General features: G+C 33.2%; 10 protein-coding genes. 1 reads left to right on the forward strand and 9 read right to left on the reverse strand.

Going from position 1 to position 18,788, the window contains the following annotated elements:
* Window positions 1-14: 14 nt before the first annotated feature.
* From AAFN75_RS04840 to AAFN75_RS04880, 9 genes are all read right to left on the reverse strand, one after another.
* Entirely contained in the window at window positions 15-2,072 is a 2,058-nt protein-coding gene (locus tag AAFN75_RS04840; RefSeq protein WP_411808488.1) for a PKD domain-containing protein, read from the reverse strand.
* A gap of 21 nt (window positions 2,073-2,093) precedes the next feature.
* Complete coding sequence (locus AAFN75_RS04845) at window positions 2,094-3,281, reverse strand: hypothetical protein (protein ID WP_411808489.1); 1,188 nt, start codon at window positions 3,279-3,281, stop codon at window positions 2,094-2,096.
* A 12-nt stretch (window positions 3,282-3,293) separates the two neighbouring features.
* Window positions 3,294-4,895, reverse strand: a complete 1,602-nt coding sequence (locus AAFN75_RS04850) for a RagB/SusD family nutrient uptake outer membrane protein (RefSeq protein WP_411808490.1) — start codon at window positions 4,893-4,895, stop codon at window positions 3,294-3,296.
* Between the two features lie 6 nt (window positions 4,896-4,901).
* Window positions 4,902-8,129 (reverse strand): SusC/RagA family TonB-linked outer membrane protein, encoded by a 3,228-nt coding sequence (locus AAFN75_RS04855; protein WP_411808491.1) that lies wholly within the window; start codon window positions 8,127-8,129, stop codon window positions 4,902-4,904.
* Between the two features lie 392 nt (window positions 8,130-8,521).
* Window positions 8,522-8,896, reverse strand: a complete 375-nt coding sequence (locus AAFN75_RS04860) for a cupin domain-containing protein (RefSeq protein ID WP_144115819.1) — start codon at window positions 8,894-8,896, stop codon at window positions 8,522-8,524.
* A 28-nt stretch (window positions 8,897-8,924) separates the two neighbouring features.
* Window positions 8,925-11,180, reverse strand: coding sequence for an alginate lyase family protein (locus tag AAFN75_RS04865; protein WP_411808492.1), 2,256 nt, complete (start codon window positions 11,178-11,180; stop codon window positions 8,925-8,927).
* A 565-nt stretch (window positions 11,181-11,745) separates the two neighbouring features.
* Window positions 11,746-14,088: a chondroitinase-B domain-containing protein gene (locus AAFN75_RS04870; protein ID WP_411808493.1), complete on the reverse strand. Its 2,343-nt coding sequence runs from the start codon at window positions 14,086-14,088 to the stop codon at window positions 11,746-11,748.
* A gap of 48 nt (window positions 14,089-14,136) precedes the next feature.
* Window positions 14,137-15,093 carry a sugar phosphate isomerase/epimerase family protein gene (locus AAFN75_RS04875; protein WP_411808494.1) on the reverse strand — a complete coding sequence of 319 codons (957 nt, stop codon included), beginning with the start codon at window positions 15,091-15,093 and terminating at the stop codon, window positions 14,137-14,139.
* Between the two features lie 72 nt (window positions 15,094-15,165).
* A complete protein-coding gene (locus AAFN75_RS04880) occupies window positions 15,166-16,413 on the reverse strand; it encodes a T9SS type A sorting domain-containing protein (protein WP_411808495.1) in 1,248 nt (415 codons plus the stop codon).
* A gap of 1,048 nt (window positions 16,414-17,461) precedes the next feature.
* Here AAFN75_RS04880 and AAFN75_RS04885 point away from each other — a divergent pair.
* A complete protein-coding gene (locus AAFN75_RS04885) occupies window positions 17,462-18,784 on the forward strand; it encodes a T9SS type B sorting domain-containing protein (protein ID WP_411808496.1) in 1,323 nt (440 codons plus the stop codon).
* Window positions 18,785-18,788: the final 4 nt, after the last annotated feature.

An 18,788-nucleotide genomic window follows, 5' to 3' on the forward strand; every position in this document is an offset into this window, starting at 1 on the left:
TATAAATTACAAAATTAAAATCCAGGAGTTTCAATTGAAATATCATCAATCCAAACCTCGTTATCTCCACTAGCGTTTGCTCCTGGTTTACCATAAAACAATGCTGTTGTTGATGTCGCTACAAAAGTAAATGAATACTCTTCAAATGAATCTGAATTGTTTACGCCACCTGTAACTACGAGCTTACTAAGATTACTTGATTCTAAAGTCGTTTCATCTGGAATTTCATTATCCATAATATAAACAGATAATTCTCCAGCACCTTCAGCTCTTACCCAAAGTTTTACTGTATATTCAACTCCAACTTCAACTGCAAATGGTTGGTATGCTCTTCTTTGAATTTCATGAAGCTTTAATGCTCTAGGAGCAGAGTGCGCTGTAGAGCTTCCTCCTGGTGCTTCATTGCTAGTACTAATATTGTCTTCTATCCATGTATTTAAAGTGGAGTTTTTCCAACCTGCAAACGGTGAAGGAACATCACTTCCTGAAGCATCTTTTACAGTTGAATTAGGTGTCATATCAAATGCATCTGCATTATCGTTTAAATCTGTACCTGTTATTTCATCAATTGAGCCATTCAAAATCTTTGCTTCAACCGTTGCAGTAACTCCAGTTGGGTTACCAGATTCATCAAATCCAGGAGTCACAATTGAAATATCATCAATCCAAACCTCATTATCTCCACTTGCGTTGTCTCCCGGTTTACCATAAAACAATGCTGTTGTTGATGTTGCCACAAAAGTAAATGAATATTCTTCAAATGAATCTGAATTGTTTACGCCACCTGTAACCACTAGTTTGCTAAGGTTGCCTGATTCTAAAGTTGTTTCATCTGGAATTTCATTATCCATAATATAAACAGATAATTCTCCAGCGCCTTCAGCTCTTGCCCAAAGTTTGACAGTGTATTCAACTCCCACTTCAACTGCAAATGGTTGATATGCTCTTCTTTGAATTTCATGAAGCTTTAATGCTCTAGGAGCAGAGTGCGCTGTAGAGCTTCCTCCTGGTGCTTCATTGCTTGTACTAATATTGTCTTCTATCCATGTATTTAAAGTTGAGTTTTTCCAACCTGCAAATGGCGAAGGAACATCACTTCCTGAAGCATCTTTTACAGTTGAATTAGGTGTCATATCAAATGCATCCGCATTATCGTTTAAATCTGTACCTGTTATTTCATCAATTGAGCCATTTAAAATCTTTGCAGCAAACGTTGCTTCAATTCCTCCAATTGGCACACTTTGAGTAATCGTTTTAGATACACCAGCATCATTTGTTGTTGTTAATGCTACTTCATAAGTACCTTCGCCAGCATACATATGCATTGGATTAACCTCGGTAGATGTGTTACCATCTCCAAAATCCCAACTATGTGAAACTGCTAATATTGATGCATCTGTAAATTGTACATTAAAACCAGAAACAGCAAATGTAAAATCAGGAATTGTTGATAATACTAAACCTTCTATGTTTTTTGAAACAGAAACCTGAACACCTAAAAAAGTAGTTGCTGTAAGTGTTGCTTTAAATGTTTCAGCCGTTTTATAAGTATGTACAGGGTTAAATTTTGGATCTTCTTCTGAATCCTCGGCATCCCACTCTAAAGTTTCTCCATCACCAAAATCCCAAACTAAAGATTTTGCTCCAGAAGTTAAGTTTTCAAAAGTTACTTCTGAGTCTATTTTGCTAATATTAAAATCCACAAAAATAGGTGCAACATCCGATGAATCTTCAGCTACTAAACCATCAGAACTTCTAGTGGTTAATGTTACTGTATATTCTCCTCCTGTTTGGTACGTGTAATTAGGATTTGCTTCTGTAGATGTGTTGCCATCTCCAAAATCCCATAAATAAGAAGCTGCATCTGTAGAATAACTTCTAAACACAAACGACATGGTATCATCTGCGCTCGTACTTGTTGTAAACAATGTATTTGGTTGAATATTGTTTACATTTCCTGTTGGCGGAACAAACTCATCGTAACCACTATCATAACATGATACAAGGGCCAAAAACATAACGCAGAATGTAAAAACACTTCTATTCGTTATTTTAAATATTTTATAATTCATAATATTATTTTTTTAGAAGGTTTATTGTTTCACTGTAATATCGAATGCATCTACTCTACTCTCAACACCCGAATTAGTAATTAAAATGATTACCGCTTCGTTTTCGCCAGCCTCGAATGTAATAGCATGTTTTTTGAAAACATTATCGACTCTTCCTACATTGGTATCTGTTCTTGAAGCAATAATATTTGCTTCTAATTTAGCGTCCTCTAATGAGTCGGCATTTGTACTTACAATAGAAACAGTAACATCACCAAAAGAAGTCTCTTCAAACGCAGTAAAATAAGTTAGCACATAGGTTGCTCCAGGAGTGACTTCTATTTCTTGATAACCTGTTCTTGTACCATCTGAAGGGAATTTTGCAGCTTGTACGCCTTCTGGCAAATCGCTTCCTTCACCTCTTCCATTACTATCTGTATTAATTTGAAAAACAGAACCCCATTTAGAACTACTTGGGGATCTCCAAGAATCTCTACCATCTCCTGTTCCATCAAACAAACTATTATCTTCAAAACCAGGTTCTCCAATTTCTGGAATTGGAATTGTAGGTATCGCTTGGTTTACTGTAACTAGTTTTTCGGTATAATCGGATTTACCTAAGTTATCGGTTACTGTTAAACCAACCGTATACTCACCAGGACCAGGAAAAGAAAAAATTAATTCTCGGTCTTGCAGTGTTGCTGCAGGTAAGTTAGCAATCTGACTTTCTAAATCTGCAACGTTTTGTATAGTCTCATCTGACAAAGCATCCTGAGCACTAGCTAATTGTGCCTCAAAATCGACAATTTGAGCTTCTAAAACATCTTTTTTAGCTTGATTAGTTTCGCAAGGCAACTTAAATTGCAATTTAGCGATTTCCTTTTCTAGGGCTACTACGGCTGCTAATTCGGCCTCAATAGATTTTTCTAGTATAGGTAAATCTTTATTTATAAGCGCTACATTTTCAGAAGGTGATACCGACCACTGGTAACTTGTACCATTTACAGCTAAATTTGAACCTCCTTGAAAATTAAAATCATACTTAGCCCATAATTCAACATCATTACAATCAAACTCCGAAGATGTTACATCTGTTAAGTTATAAAAAGGTGTAGGACCTGTAATATCTTCCAAATCACCTACGTTAGCTAAATCATCGCTAACACATGCTGTTAGAGAAACAAATGTTCCTAACACTATATATTTTAATTTAATTAAATATTTTTTCATAATTATGCGATTTTAGTATCCGTTATTTTGGTTATAAAAACCAGGTAAATTGTCAATTTCTCTTTGAGGAAAAGGAAGGTATTTCTTTTCGTTTGTGTAAAACAAGCTGTTTTGAGTTGAAAAATCTGTTAAAACTCTATCGGCTTCACCAAATCTTATTAAGTCGTATAAACGTTGATTTTCATAAACAAATTCAACACGACGCTCTGCTAATAATTCTTCCTTTGTTAAATTAGCCACCTCTTCAAGACCAGCTCTTGCTCTCACTTTATTAAAAGCATCAACAGCTCTTGCATCTGTAGTACTATCATCACCTCCTAAAATAGCTTCTGCATATAACAACAATACATCTGCATATCTTAAAACAACCCAATCATTATCACCAATTTCACCGTTAGTTGGGAATTTAGTATTAAAAACATCGATAGTATTATCTGAAAGAAACGCACCATATTCAATTGGATTTAATGACGCATAAAATCTAACAGGTTGTTCTTCTGGATTCATAACTTCTAAAAAGTCAATAGAAGCAATATTTACACCATTTGAAGGTCCTTGTAAAGTCATTGCAAAACTATGTGCTTCCGAATCCGTTTCAACTTGATCTCCTAATTCACTATCACTAGTCACATAATTATCACTACTAACTAAATCGTAAGCAATTGAAAATATAACTTCATCATTAATTTCTAACGCTGAACTATTAGACCAAGATCCATCTAGCACACCATCTCCATAACCTGCCGAAATAGCGTTACCTAAAACATGTCCATAATCCATTACCAAATTAGCGTTATACTCATCATCCGTTAAAAGATCTATTGTTGGATTTAAAGGATCTGCATTAAACTCAAATTGTTCAGCATTATTTCTTTCTGTAAAAATTAAATCGTAGTTATATGCGCCGTTGTTTTCTACTACCGAAGCTAATAAAAGTTCTGCTTCATCATAATTAGGGTTTGGTTGGCTTAAATATGCTTTTGCCGCTAAACAAATAGCAGCTCCTTTTGTAGGACGGTATCTATTTTGTACACCACCATCTAAATAGGCTATCGATGTTTTAAAATCGCTAATGATTTTTTCATAAACATCGGCCTCTGGCAATTGAGGATAATTTAAAGCTTCATCTTTAGTGATATCCAAAACTTTATCTACATAAGGCACATTTTGGTACGCTCTTACCAAATTAAAATGACATAAAGCTCTCATAAAATAAGCTTCTCCAACAGCATATTGTTGGTTTTCTGGAGCTAAAAAACGATTATCGATAACAGTATTAGCATGCTTAATAGTAGACATATTATTAGAATAATATGTTGCTACATCACCATTATTAGGGTCGACGTTATAAGCGTTAATTGCTGGAAAGTTTCCGTTTTCTGAATTGGCTCTTACATTATCAGACCTCAATTCAATTAACAAAAACTCGTTTGCAGGAACTTTTTGATAAGCATCTAAAACACCGTTTGCTAATAATTGAAATCCATTATCCGTTTGCAGTAACTCTTCAATTGAAAGTGCAGTAGGGTTACTAAGATCAAGTTCTTTTTCGCAACTTGTAACTAAAGCTACTAAAGAAAAACACGCTATTATTTTTATATATATATTTTTCATAATTAATTAAAATTGAAAGTTAATCCCTGCTGAAATTGTTCTAACCACTGGACCATCTCCTCTTTGGTAACCAGATGTAAGCGGGGTATTTGCGTTATCTGATGTTTGACCGGAAGCATCTGGATTAAATCCTTCATAGCCTTTAGCTGTGAAGAACAATAAATTCTCTCCTGTTATATAAAATCTTAATCTGTCGATACCATTTTTAGAAGTAAATGAATCTGGTAAAGAATAACCAAGTGTTACATTTCTTAATGTTACAAATGATGCATCTTGAATATGATCGTCTGTAAATCTTCTGTGCACTGTTAAATCTCTATCTGGAAAACTTGCAAGCTCATTTACTGCCGACTCACTAGCGTAATACAATTGATCTAAATCGGCAACTCTTACCTCTGCACCATGAGATCCTTGCCATTGGAAAGAGAAATCGAAATCATTATACTTAAAATCTGAATTGAATCCCCATGTAAAGTCAGGGTAAGGACTTCCTAATTCCGTTCTATCTTCATCGTCAATAATACCATCGTTATTTAAATCTTTTACATAAACATCTGCAAAATCATTATTAAACCTATTAAAAGGATTATCTACCCACTCTAATGGAATTTCCTTTTCGTAAACCCAACCATAAAACGACGTTATTGGCTGTCCTACTCTAGCTATAAATTGTGTAGCTCTAGTATCTTGTGCGATTTCAGAAATAATTTGTTCACTTTTACCTAAACTTTCAACCGTATTTCTGTTTAAAGAAAATTGTCCTGAAGCTACCCAGCTAAAGTTTTCGTTTGTTATTATTCTTGAATTTAATTCTATTTCAACACCTTCATTTTTTACTTCACCTATATTTTGAAGCCAATTATCTGCACCATAAGTACCTGGTATTGGGGCAAAAAGAATTAAGTCCTCACTTGTTCTTGTATAATAATCTAATGTAAGATTTAGAAGTCCTCTACCAAAAGTAACATCTATACCTGGGTTAAATTCTATTAATTTTTCCCAACCTAAATCTTGATTAGCTAAAGTAAGTCCTTTAACACCTGTTTGTCCGTTATAACCAACAGTACCAAAAGTTTCTTCAAATCTGTAAAGTGATTCAAAAATATTATTAGAAATTTCATTAGAACCAGAAACACCGTAACTCGCTCTTAATTTTAAAAATGTTACAAAATCGCTAGATGATAAGAAATCTTCGTTTGACATTACCCAACCTGCCGAAGCTGCTGGGAAAAATCCAAATCTAGTATTAGGACCAAATCTAGTACTTCCATCTGTACGAGCAGATACTTGTACTAAGTACTTTTCGTTGTAGTTATAATCTATTCTTCCAAAATAAGACACTAACTTATCAGTTCCATTATCAGTTGATGTTGTACCACCGTCTGCAAGTGCTATATTGTTGTTAAAGTCGTTAGTATAACCTACAGCCTCTGAATCCTGAGCATAAAAATCTCTTTGCGTATACTCAAATCCAAGAAGTGAGTTGAAATTATGCTTCCCAAAATTTTTCTTGTATTTAAGAAGTGATTCAAATGCGAATTGATTTAACTCGTCTCGTCCTTCGGCTCTGTAAGATTCTTGATCTCTGTTTTCTTGACCATATAGATAATCAAATTCATTTGACTTATTATGTCTAAAAACACCTGAAACTGTTTGTCTGAAATTAAGACCTTTACTTAATTCAAAATCAACATAAGACGATGCGTTTAAACTTAATTTTTTCTTTGTTCTAGATCGTTCTAGAAAATGCACCATAGGATGTACATTTTTAGTAGTTGACAAGGTTAAACCGCCAGAAGTTAAATCGCTAGCTATTGGTAACCCTGTACTTGGATCTCTAAGTATATCTCTAGGATTATTAGGATCTACTGTAAAAACGTGATCAAAAGCTCTTGAAAAACCGTAGCTACCTACGCCAAGGTTTTCAAATAACTTTCCTGCATCAGTTGAAACACCTACATCTGTAGAAAAATTAGTAACATACTCTAAATGATCTTCATTTAAGTATAATGGTACGTGCCCGTATTGTCTTAAAGGATCTGTGAAACGAGCTGGCAACTTATTTTGATCGTTATAGTTAACGTTTAAACTTGCCCCAAACTTAATTTTCTTATTTTTAGATTTACTATCAACTTTAATTCTGGCATTATACTTTTTGAAATTATCTGTTAATGCAATTCCTTCATCTTCCAGATATCCTAAAGACGCCGTATAATTTGTTAATTCAGTTCCTCCTCTTACAGCTAAAGAGTGGCTAGTAATAACACCTCCATTAAAAACCTCATCTTGCCAGTTTTTTTCACCATCGCCTAAAGAAGCAATAAAATCCATAGCCTCTAGCTCTGCATAAGCTGAATTGTAATCACCAACAATTCTATCATAGTTAGGACTATCAGGAGATATGCCATCAACTACGCTTTGCAAGCCATTTAACCTCGCTCTTTCATCGGCTATTGATGTATTAAAGTTATCGTTTTTGTTAGCGTATTTATATCCCATAAAAGTATTATAGGAGAATCTTGTTTTACCTAAAACACCCTTTTTAAGAGTTACTAAAATAACACCATTTGCACCACGAGAACCGTAAATTGCAACAGAAGAAGCATCTTTTAAAACACTTATAGATTCAATATCATTATTATCAATAGAACCTAAAATATCGGCATCGGTACCTAAAACAATCCCATCAACTACAATTAAAGGAGACGATGAACCTGTAATAGATCCTGGCCCTCTTAATGTGATTTTAGGATCACCACCAGCTTCCGATGATGCTACTTGAATTCGTAAACCAGCTACTTTTCCTTGCAGTGCATCTTCTACACGAGAGACAGAATTATTTTCAAGGTCTTTACCAGAAACTTTAGTTAAAGCACTTGTTAAGGTTTTTTGCTTTTGATCGCCATAACCAATAACAACAACTTCATTTAATTGTGCTATATCCTCTTCTAAAGCTATATTAATTGTTTTTTGATCTGCAACAATTACTGTTTTAGACACAAAACCAATGTAAGAGAATTGTAATACATCTCCATTACTAGCATTAATTTGATAATTCCCATCAAAATCTGTTGAGGCACCTGTAGAGGTATTTAGTATAATAACATTAACACCTGGAATAGGGATGTTATCTGTAGCAGAGACAACAGTACCTTTTATAGGGGTACTTTGCGCAAAAATGGTAATATTGACCATCAACATTACCATAAAAAAAAGCTTAGTTTTCAAATTCATAATTAGATAATTTGATTTTAATTTAGTTTGTTACTAGTTAATCAGCAAAAACAATTTTAAAAGTGTAGTTTGATATTATACTTTTAAAAAGTAGTTTACATTGAGTTATTGAGTTCCCACTGTAATTAATTTAGTTTATTGGGAAACCAAATTGGTTAACCAATTTGGTTTCCCAAATATATGTTAATTTTTAGTATTAGCAAAAAATAAAAATACCTTTAACACTTTTACATCAAAGAACCCTTTATTAAAGCGGTATTGACAAAAAAACTTATCCTTTACATCGCTAAAAAAAGTTACTTTTTGATGCTTATATTTGTACTCACACCTTTTATTTTGGCATTAAAACCTACTTTAAAAACATAGATTTTTCAGCTCTGACGACTTTACTTTTATGATTTATCACCAAAATAAGACACCTCTCCACCAGTTAAAAAATCTTCTCTCACTGGGCTAAATGTATCTATTAACTCACCTTCTTCTAAACAAAGTGCACTATGCAATAAATTAGGCTCAATATAAATACCATCTCCTGCCTCTACAATTTTCTTTACACCATCAATTTCAAATTCAAATTTACCCGAAGCACAAAAAGTAGCTTGTGTATGAAAATGTTGATGTGGAGAACCAAATGCTCCTTTTGTAAATTTCACTCTTACCATCATGATTTGGTTATCGTATCCTAAAAATTTTCTTGATACTCCTCCTCCTAATTCTTCCCATTCCATGTCTTTTGTAATGACATACTTTTCACTAGATCTTTTCATATTGATTAATTTAAGTTGATTTGTTTATTTATTTGAAATAATAAGAACCAGACCACTCATAGCTCTCATTTTTAATATTTAATTTATGTTTCGTTTCCTTGTTTTGTTTAGTATTAGCAGTAATAAATAATTTGGAAACACCGTTTAAGTTAGTAATAACAATTGCCGTATAATCTGCGTTATCTAAAACTACTTTTAAATTAGTTATATTACTATTTGAGTTTACTGCCGATTCTGTTACAGGACTATAACCACCATGTGCCTCAATAGTAGAAACAAACGTTGTATTCTTTACATTTTTACGCCTTAAAAGAAAAGCTGCCTCTCGCCTTAAGTTAAACTCTGGATCGTTTGCACCTATTCTAGTAAATAATAAATCATCTGTGTTACTAGTAACTGTAGTTAGAGTATAAAACTTACCTTTATTTAGCCAAGACAGCTTACTGTTCTCGCTTTGCGCTTTAGCACTGCCTTCTACAAATAAGTGTTGATATCCATTTTTACTCCCTAAAGTTTTTAGAGTTTCCGGGGTTTTATAGTCAAAATTTGTTTGCAATACTTGACCTAAAAAATAATATGGAAAATCATACTGATTTGCTTTATTAGAAGTCACCTTCATGATATCTAAAACATAAGGCTTCTCAAAATCTTCATCCTTAATAACAGCCAGTGTACGAAGCATTTCTGTTCCTGGATACGCATGAGTATCAATGGCACTTGCTACTTGTACACTTTCATTTTCTGAAGAAAAATAATTTAACTCTGGATGGTATTTACTGCCTGTTTCAAATTTAGCATTAAAATGAGAAGTTTCATTTTGAGTAACTGTATTATGAGCTATAGTTTGTTTTGCCCAAGTTTTATTTTCTTTTAAATAATTTCCGCCGCCTTTCTGCTCAATATTTACAAAACGTGCTAACCCATAATCTTGAATAACCTCATCGCCTCTTTCGTATAAGGAATACGACAATTTATCGTAATGCCCATGACTAGAACCTTGCGCGGCATATTTAAAGACAACCTCTATACCTTGGTTACGTAAAACACCTACACCACCTTGGGTTCCATCAGGGCCATCGGATAAGTTAATAGACTTCCTATCAAACGGTTTTTCTAGTCCGTTTTTTATTCCTAGCGCTACCGCTAAACCAGAATCATCCAACAACACTTTATTTTGTTGTTTTGCTATAGTTAATAGCCCAGGATCCTGACCTCCAAAATGATACGAAATATCTACAGCTGTAACTAAAGCACTATTGTAATACGACATGCCTTTCTGGCCATCGTTAAGTGGAAAGAAATCCCCATCGGCATCAGACAAGTTTAATAATGCATTTATAGATTTTAAAAGCACGCCATCTTTATATTCGAAAATTTTAACATCTGGCCTTACGTTATGCAAACCTTCAGCAAAAATTAAAAAAGGATACATAGCATACCTTTGGTAATATGGCCCTTCGTTGTAATAACCATCTGGCGAAAAAGGCTCTTCAATATTTGCTAAAAAGCCAGCTTTTCCATCTTTGTTAATATATCCGCCATCATCATCTTTAGCGGTTTTATCCATTTCTAGATCCTTGATACCGTATAATGCACGCTGAATTAGCTCTTCATCATCCATAACCAATCCAATCATTCCAACGGCTGCATTTCCCCACGTACTATGGTTGTGCACTCTATTATAAAACTGAGGATTCTCTATTGAAATATAATCTGCAAAGGGCTTAAACAAGTTAGTTTCTAGTTTATTTCTTTCTTCTTCAGTTAAGTAATTATAAACGCAATCGTATGCTTGACTAACATAAACCAACCAATTAGAATCGTTTAAACATTGCCAGAATAACTTACCTCTAGCGTACGATCTTGTTTTAGGATGCACAGGTAATGTTTTGTACATGCTTTCATATTGCATTAGCATGTCTTTAACATATTTTGCATATTTTTCATTGTCTAGAATTTGATATAAAACACCGGCTTTTTGCATCACCACCATGTTACGTTTATGGCGATCGTGTGTATACCCACCAGAATAATCTTTTGGAGTTGGTGTATCGATACCTAAGGCAATTTCCGCATCAATTTCTTCTTGAACCTCTTTTAACGTATTATCAAAAATTGGAATATTACCTAATTGTGCTCTAATCTCTTTAACGCCTTGTTTTGTTAAAATTAAATTTGGGTGTCCATCTTGTTCACTTTCCTCCGCTACGTTTTCCGTTTTATTATTACAAGAAAATAACGTGATAAGCAATACACTTAATAATAAGGTTCTATTTAATTTCATAGTTTCGTTTAAAATTTAGCTCCCAAATAGAAAAGCGTTTTTTTTTTACAAATTAAATAATGAATTATTAGCAGCATCAAACAAACTATTCAATCCCGCTTTACATGAATAGTTCTTTTTGTAGTTTAACGCCACTAATGATTCCATTTTCGAAGCAGTCCTTAAAACAAAGGATTTGCTTTATTTCTTTTTAATATAGACAGGAAACAAAATGCTATGTTTACCAGCGACTAACTCAAACATTTTACAAAGAATGCCTTTTGAAATCCCTGTCTCTATTAATTGATTTATAATATGTTTTCTAAATCATCATTTTCAACTTACACCTTTAGTTTTGCGCCCCTGGAAATGGGTTAAAAAACACCTAATGAGTTAAATGAGACCAATCTGGTTAACCAAATTGGTTTACCAAATATATGGGTATTTCCTATTTTTACAAAAAAAATAACTATAAAATGTGAATTTTAACATAATTAAATAAAAAAATGCCCATAAAAATGGGCGTTTAAAGTCTTTTTAATTTAAATAATATTCTGGATTTTAAAAACTGAGAACTCCTTTTAAACTAGTACATCAATTTCATTTCTAAGTTTTCTTGAACCTTAATTTGCCCAGAATTACTTATAGTATTCTTTGACTGCTCATTGTTTTTTGCACCCCATAAAATAGAAACAAAAGCAACCGGATTATTTTTAAAGGTATTACCTGTAATATTTACATTTACTATTCCATGATGGTTTAATAGAATTCGGTTATCTTCTTTAGCACCACAATTTATAAATGTAGAATTTGAAACTATAAGATTTCCTCCAATTGTAGACTCATCATAACCACCTCGGTAATAATCAACCACATTAGCCTTTACATTATTAAATTTACAAGAAGCGATAGTTAAATACTCGGTATTATAATCTCCTTTTGCATTTATTTCTCCTGATAACTCAATACCATTTATACAATCGGAAATATTAGTATTATTAAAAGTAATACGTTCTGAAAAAGATTCTTTAAAAACTTTAAGCACGTAATTAAAATTACTTATTTCGGTATTTGAAACTGTTAATCCAAAATGATTAGACATGTTTTCTTTTAAACTTGCAAAGGCATAATTAGCGTTGTTTCCTTTTAAATTTAAATTATTAACGGTTAACTTCCCTTTTGGGTTTAGCGAAAATAAAGGAGAATTTGCAGCTCCATTATATACCACTTGCGCTTTCTCCCCTTTTTTAGATTGAATTGTTATTGCTTTATTAATAACTAAAGACTTTTCTACGTTATAAACACCTGGACTTAATACTATAATATCACCTTTATTAGCGGCGTCTATTTTGGCCTGTATCTCAATAGCATTAGTAACAACATGAGAAACAGGATCACTAGGTTCTACTTCATTTGAAAACCAATCTGTACCGTATTTAGATTTATCAAGAATATTTGAGTTAGCAACATCCACTCCAATAATTGCACCAATACTATTATTGTTTTCTCTAGATTTCCCGAATAAATCTGTTTTTATATTTCCGAAATCGAATCCTACATATGGTTCGATATCGTTTGGTAAGCCGGTTGGAATTTTAATGTTTTCAGAAATAGTTTTTAAGCTTAATGACACCTCTTTTATGCCTCCATCAAAACCATTAAATTTAACGCCTTTATTATCTACAATATTATTTTTAAAAGTAACCCCATCAGCCTTATCGTTTTCTATAACAATAGCCTCTAAACCTTTTTCATTATAAATCACATTGTTTGCCACAGTAGTTCTAATAGCTCTTGCAGAACGAATTTCAGACTTAGGTAATACATCGGCTTGTGCAATATTTGTACCCACACCAAACTGCCAAGGTGTACTACAGTTTACGTAAGTGTTATAGGCAACAACAACATCGGTAACTTGGTTATATCTATTTTGTGGCGATTTTGGTATACCATTCATTACAGCCAACGGACTTCTAAAACTTGTACCTTTTAAGTTGAAAAAATAATTATTAGTTACCCAATGTCCCGTATTGATTATTCGGATACCACCATAATTTTCATTTACACCATCGCCAATAAAATAGTTACCATCAATCGTGCAATAATTACCATGTCTAGTTACTAAAGACCCTTCACTTTTATAAAACACATTGTTTCTAAACTCATTAAAGTTAGTCTTGCTTGATATTACTTCAACTTCACCATTACACTCTTCAAATAAGTTATTTGAAACCATAGTATAACTTGGAGCCATGGATGTAAAGCTATTTCCTAATTGAATAGTTTCACCACTTGGACCTCCTTTTACAGGTCTTGGTCCAAAATGATTATTTACAATTTGATGATAGTTATTAATACTTTCAATTCCCTCTAAATTAACTCGTATGGTTGGTCCTCTATTGGTTTTTCCCGCTATATAACAATTACTCAACTCGTTGTGTCTTCCCCAGAAATTAACCCATAAATCGCTGTCATCACGTTTTAGCTTATTAAAATCCTCAATAACGCAATTTGTTATTTTACAGTTATTTGCAATCTCATCATCATTTATTTTAAACTCGACTACTGCTCTTGATGGCGAATAACCGTTCTTAAAATGCAAACCTTCTACTACTAAATACTGGCCTCCAAATTTTAAATACGATTTACCTTCAATAGAAACTTTACCTGCTGTTTCAGCAATTAAAACAATTGGATTATCTTTTGTGCCTTGGCCTCTAAATTTAATTTCTACATCTTTCCAAACACCATTTGCAAGCACAATATTATCTCCTGGTTTTGCATCTTTAATCGCCTTATTTAATGCTTCGATATTATCAACCTTAACACCACTTTTACCGGCAGATTCTTTACACCCAAAAGCAAGGAGTAAAACACTTAGGTAGATTAAAATGGTGTTCTTCAATTTAAAATTAACCGTGTAATTCATTAGTATTATTTATTTTTAGTTTATTTATATCACCCAATCAACTATATTTTAGGCTTGATTCCACATTTTTTGAACTGTACTTAAGTCTTTTTTCATAGCATCGAAAACAACCTTTTTATCAATACTAATTTCATCCTGTCCCTTTTCTGCTCCTCCTAAATCATATTCTAAATGTAAAGAAACTGGAGGTTTTAATTTATACTTTTTTAATATTTTAAAGTAGGTATCAAAATCAACCATACCTTCACCTATTGGCACATTAACGATTTTCCATTGCCCGTTAACTAACCCCCATTTAAAGTCTTTTAAAACAATTACTTTAATATGATTTTGTAAAAGGTTTAGTCCGTTTACCCAAGAATTCCCACCTTCTACAACGGCATGTCTAATATCGTACTGTGTACCAAAAAACGTTGTATTGGCTAATTCTAAAATCGCTTTTACCTCCCAAAAAGAAGCACCAACTTTTACACCTGCATGGTTTTGGTAACAACCAACAATATTATGCTGTGCATTTAGCTCGCTCAAAGCTTGTACTTGGTTTTTATAAAAGTTAATAGAAGCTTCTAAGGTTTCACCTTCCAAATACTTAAACCAATTTGTACGATAAAAATTGACACCACATTTTGCAGCTGTTTTTATAACATCTACATCTAGTGGGTTATTAACATTCTCAACACTGGTGGTTATCATATTACATTGCGAACCTCCCAATTTTATATCTGCTATAGCCTTTGGCAAATCTACTTTTACATGGTCTGGCAACACATGCCCTTTTGGTCTTACCGTTAAATCTACTCCAGAAAAACCCATTGATGCCGCCATTTCACCCGTAGTTTTATAATCCAAAAACTGAAGATGTTTTGAAAAAATATTAACAGACAAATCATTATTACCAGAACCGTTAACCCATTGTAAAGCACTATTAGAAAACCCTAACAAAGGAATTGCTCCAATGGCTAAGGCTGATTTTTTTACAAAGTCCCGTCTATTTTTTGATATCATAAGTATATTTTAATAAACTAAAAAAAGCCTTTTATTTTAAAAAAAGGCTTTTTAATCAAACTATTTTACTGGTTACTGTACTATTATTTTTTTAGTTAAGCTTCCATTATTAGCATTTACCTTTAAAAGGTATATACCACTACTTAAATTTGAAATATCTAATCTGCTATTAATTAGGTTGTTTTTTGAAATAACTTTTTGTCCAACAAGACTAAACATTTCAACTGATTTAACTTTAATATCGTTAGAATCTATTTGAATGTAATCTTGAGCTGGGTTAGGATAGATGTTTAATTTAGTTGCTAAAATATTTTGAGAGACACTTAATGTAGCATCAGAAATATTTAATTCATTTGAATAATTAAAGGCCTTATCAACCGCATATATTTTATAATATGTACCAGCTGAATATGTATCTGTGAATGAAGGCGTTTCTCCAATATAAACAACAGTTCCTGTAATACTTCCTGTTCCATTTGTTGTGGTACTACCTACTTGATAGATACCATTTTGATTAGGATCATTGTCTGCAGATGGCATTTCAGAATATTTAAAAACTACATATCCTCCTCCATCTACTCCACCTGTTGGCGCCGACCAAGCGATGTTGCCTGACACATCGTAAGAACCCCCTGTAGGATCACTAGGCGCCATATCATCATAACCTCCAGCATATACAACAAAATCATCTACTCTTACAGCAGAATGAAATCCAGTAGCATCTGAAGCCGTGGATATTCTGGCTACAGCCCAATTAGAAGCATTAAACACTGCTCCAAGTGTTTTTGTACCATAAGTTTTTGTCCACGTATTACTTGCCCAAGGCGTAACATCTGTCTTGTTTGTTGTACTTCCAGATGATGTATTATTTAAATAAACCCCTGGATCTAAATCAGTTCCAGGATCGAATTCACTTTTATAAAAAAATTGAATGGTATACTCTGTTTCCGGCGTAAATGCAGGAGAAGTAGGAGAAGGAGATTGTAATCTTACGTTAGTTTTACCTTCTGCCACAGCCCATTCCGCCGAAAAGGTACCAGTTCTTGCTAATGCCGCATCGTCATCCATAGTTCTTACAGATGAATTACCTGTTGATGATACAGTCCAAGTCTCTTGAGCAGTGCCCGCCTGTGAACTACCAGCAGAACTCATTGTTGCATCAGCTGTTTGCGCTTCCATACCTCCATCTACCTCAGGAAATTCACCAATAATTTGCATACTAGGGTTTTGGCTCCATCCATAAGTTAGACATAAACAGCATAGTAAAAGACTATAAAGTGTTTTGCTTGTTAGTCCTCCTAAAAGTAGTTTTGTTTTCATAATGTAATATTTAGTTATTGTTTTAGTTTTCTGTGGTAGAAATCTCATTTTTTGGTTTTCCAAAGTGGTTAACCAATTTTGAGTTTTCCAAATATATTATAAAATTTACGAATTCACCCAAATTTTAACATAAAAATTGACTACAAGAAATATTAACCTCAGCTTTTATCACAATTGTTTAAAGCTCTCATTTAATAACACCAACTACTCAATCTCATGATGTTATGAATAAAAAATTTTATTAAACTATTTAAAAAACGAAGTGAAAATGGTGTTTTATATGAATTTAGAAATGTATTTAATTAACTGAAAATTTTATAGCATAATTAGAGCTAAAGACCATAAGACATCTGTTTTTTTTGTTAACTTGAAAAATTTTATACCGCATATGCATCATTTATTTTAGTATTTGCGATGAAAAGATTATTACCAAAGCTATCTTTTAATTAATATAGCACTAAATTCATTGTCAAATAAAAAACTGTTGTTAAAACTATAAATTATTAATACTCTCAATAAAATACTCCTTACTTTATTAACATGCTTCTCACTTCAAGCAAGTGCTCAATTAGGTTTTTGCGGAGGGAATTCTGGCGAACCCATTTTTACTGAGGATTTTGGCTCAGGAACCACTAACACAACACTACCACCTGGAACTACGTCCTACACCTTTGCAAGCACACAACCTAACGATGGTTTCTATACGGTTTCTAACCGAACGAATTGGTTTGGATGGCACGATATACCAGATCACACACCCGGAGATACCGACGGCCGCAGTTTAATAGTTAACGCCGATTTTACTACAGGCGAATTCTACAGAAGGGCTATAAGTGGTCTCTGCGAAAATACATCTTACGAATTTTCTTCTTGGATAATTAACCTTCTGCCTAACAATCATCCTTCTTGTGGCACTGGAATTCCTATAAATGTTAAATTCGAAATTTGGGACAATACCGACACCAATTTACTAGCCTCGGGAGATACTGGAAATATAAATAGCACCTCTAGTCCTAATTGGCAACAGTACGCTTTAGTATTTAAAACGTTGCCTAAACAAACATCTGTAATTTTAAAAATGCTAAATAATGGTGTTGGAGGTTGCGGTAACGATTTAGCATTAGATGATATTGTATTTAAATCCTGCGGTGATAATATTACGGTTACCGACACTCAAAACAACTCAAGAGTTTTTCAATGTGCAGGAAGTCCATCATCTACAAAAACATTAACCGCAAATCCAGATTTCACCATTTTTTCAAGTCATTTTTATCAATGGCAAGAAAGCACGAATAATATTAATTGGACAGACCTTATTGGAGAGAACAATCCAACATTTACAACACCACCGTTAAATACCACTATTTTTTACAGAGTAAAGGTTGCTGAAGATGCTATTAACATATCGAATTCCTTTTGCAATGCGCTATCTGATACTTTTGAATTTAAGGTTGTCGAGATTCCTAACACCCCTACTAGCAATGGAGATCTTTCGGTATGCGAAGGTTCTACAACACCTATTTCTGCTTCAACACCTTCTGGAACGACAGTAAACTGGTATGATGCTGCCACTGGAGGCAATTTACTATTACCAAATAGTTCAAGCTATTCACCTCAAACATCTGGAACGTATTATGCCGAAGCAGAAACCATAAATGGCGGTTGTGTTTCAGCATCTAGAACACCTATTGTTATTAATTTTCTTGAAACCCCTTTAGTGGAAGACGAATTTTTGTCTTTTTGCGAAAACACCACCATTACGCTACAGGCAAACTCCAACATACCAACGTCTACCTATTTATGGAGTAATGGCGCCACCACCGAAGAAATAACTGTTTCTAGCCCTGGAGTTTATACCGTTGCTGTATCCAATTTTAATTGTACAGTAACAAAAACTATTACTGTTACACAAATTGAGAATCCTGTTATAGATTCCATTGCATCAGATGGTAGAGATATTGTTGTTACAACCAATAATGAAGGTGATTTTTTATATTCACTTAACGGCAATATATATCAACCCAATAATACATTTATAAATATTGAAGGTGGCCAATATACCATTTATGTTAAACAGCGTTTTTGCGATACTATAATAACCAAACCACACTTACATTTTTATATTCCTAAATTTTTCACACCAAATAACGATGGTGTAAATGATGAATTTGATTTAAAGGGAATCGAGTTTTATTCTTCGTCGCATGTTTCAATTTTTAACCGCTATGGAAAACTTATAAAAAGTGCTAGTAACACCAAATTTTCATGGAATGGTAGCGCTAATAATATAAATATGCCTTCAGATGATTATTGGTACATTATTATTATTGACAATCAAAAATTCTCAGGACACTTCACTTTAAAAAGATAATTAA

Origin of the sequence: Algibacter sp. AS12 (genome assembly GCF_046736315.1) — a bacterium.
Taxonomy (GTDB): Bacteria; Bacteroidota; Bacteroidia; order Flavobacteriales; family Flavobacteriaceae; genus Algibacter_B; species Algibacter_B amylolyticus.

Excerpts from the sequence above, each read along its gene's own strand:
- AAFN75_RS04860 (WP_144115819.1), bottom strand. The coding sequence starts at position 8,896 with ATGAAAAGATCTAGTGAAAAGTATGTCATTACAAAAGACATGGAATGG.
- AAFN75_RS04865 (WP_411808492.1), bottom strand. The coding sequence starts at position 11,180 with ATGAAATTAAATAGAACCTTATTATTAAGTGTATTGCTTATCACGTTA.
- AAFN75_RS04880 (WP_411808495.1), bottom strand. The coding sequence starts at position 16,413 with ATGAAAACAAAACTACTTTTAGGAGGACTAACAAGCAAAACACTTTAT.
- AAFN75_RS04855 (WP_411808491.1), bottom strand. The coding sequence starts at position 8,129 with ATGAATTTGAAAACTAAGCTTTTTTTTATGGTAATGTTGATGGTCAAT.
- AAFN75_RS04850 (WP_411808490.1), bottom strand. The coding sequence starts at position 4,895 with ATGAAAAATATATATATAAAAATAATAGCGTGTTTTTCTTTAGTAGCT.
- AAFN75_RS04840 (WP_411808488.1), bottom strand. The coding sequence starts at position 2,072 with ATGAATTATAAAATATTTAAAATAACGAATAGAAGTGTTTTTACATTC.
- AAFN75_RS04845 (WP_411808489.1), bottom strand. The coding sequence starts at position 3,281 with ATGAAAAAATATTTAATTAAATTAAAATATATAGTGTTAGGAACATTT.
- AAFN75_RS04870 (WP_411808493.1), bottom strand. The coding sequence starts at position 14,088 with ATGAATTACACGGTTAATTTTAAATTGAAGAACACCATTTTAATCTAC.
- AAFN75_RS04875 (WP_411808494.1), bottom strand. The coding sequence starts at position 15,093 with ATGATATCAAAAAATAGACGGGACTTTGTAAAAAAATCAGCCTTAGCC.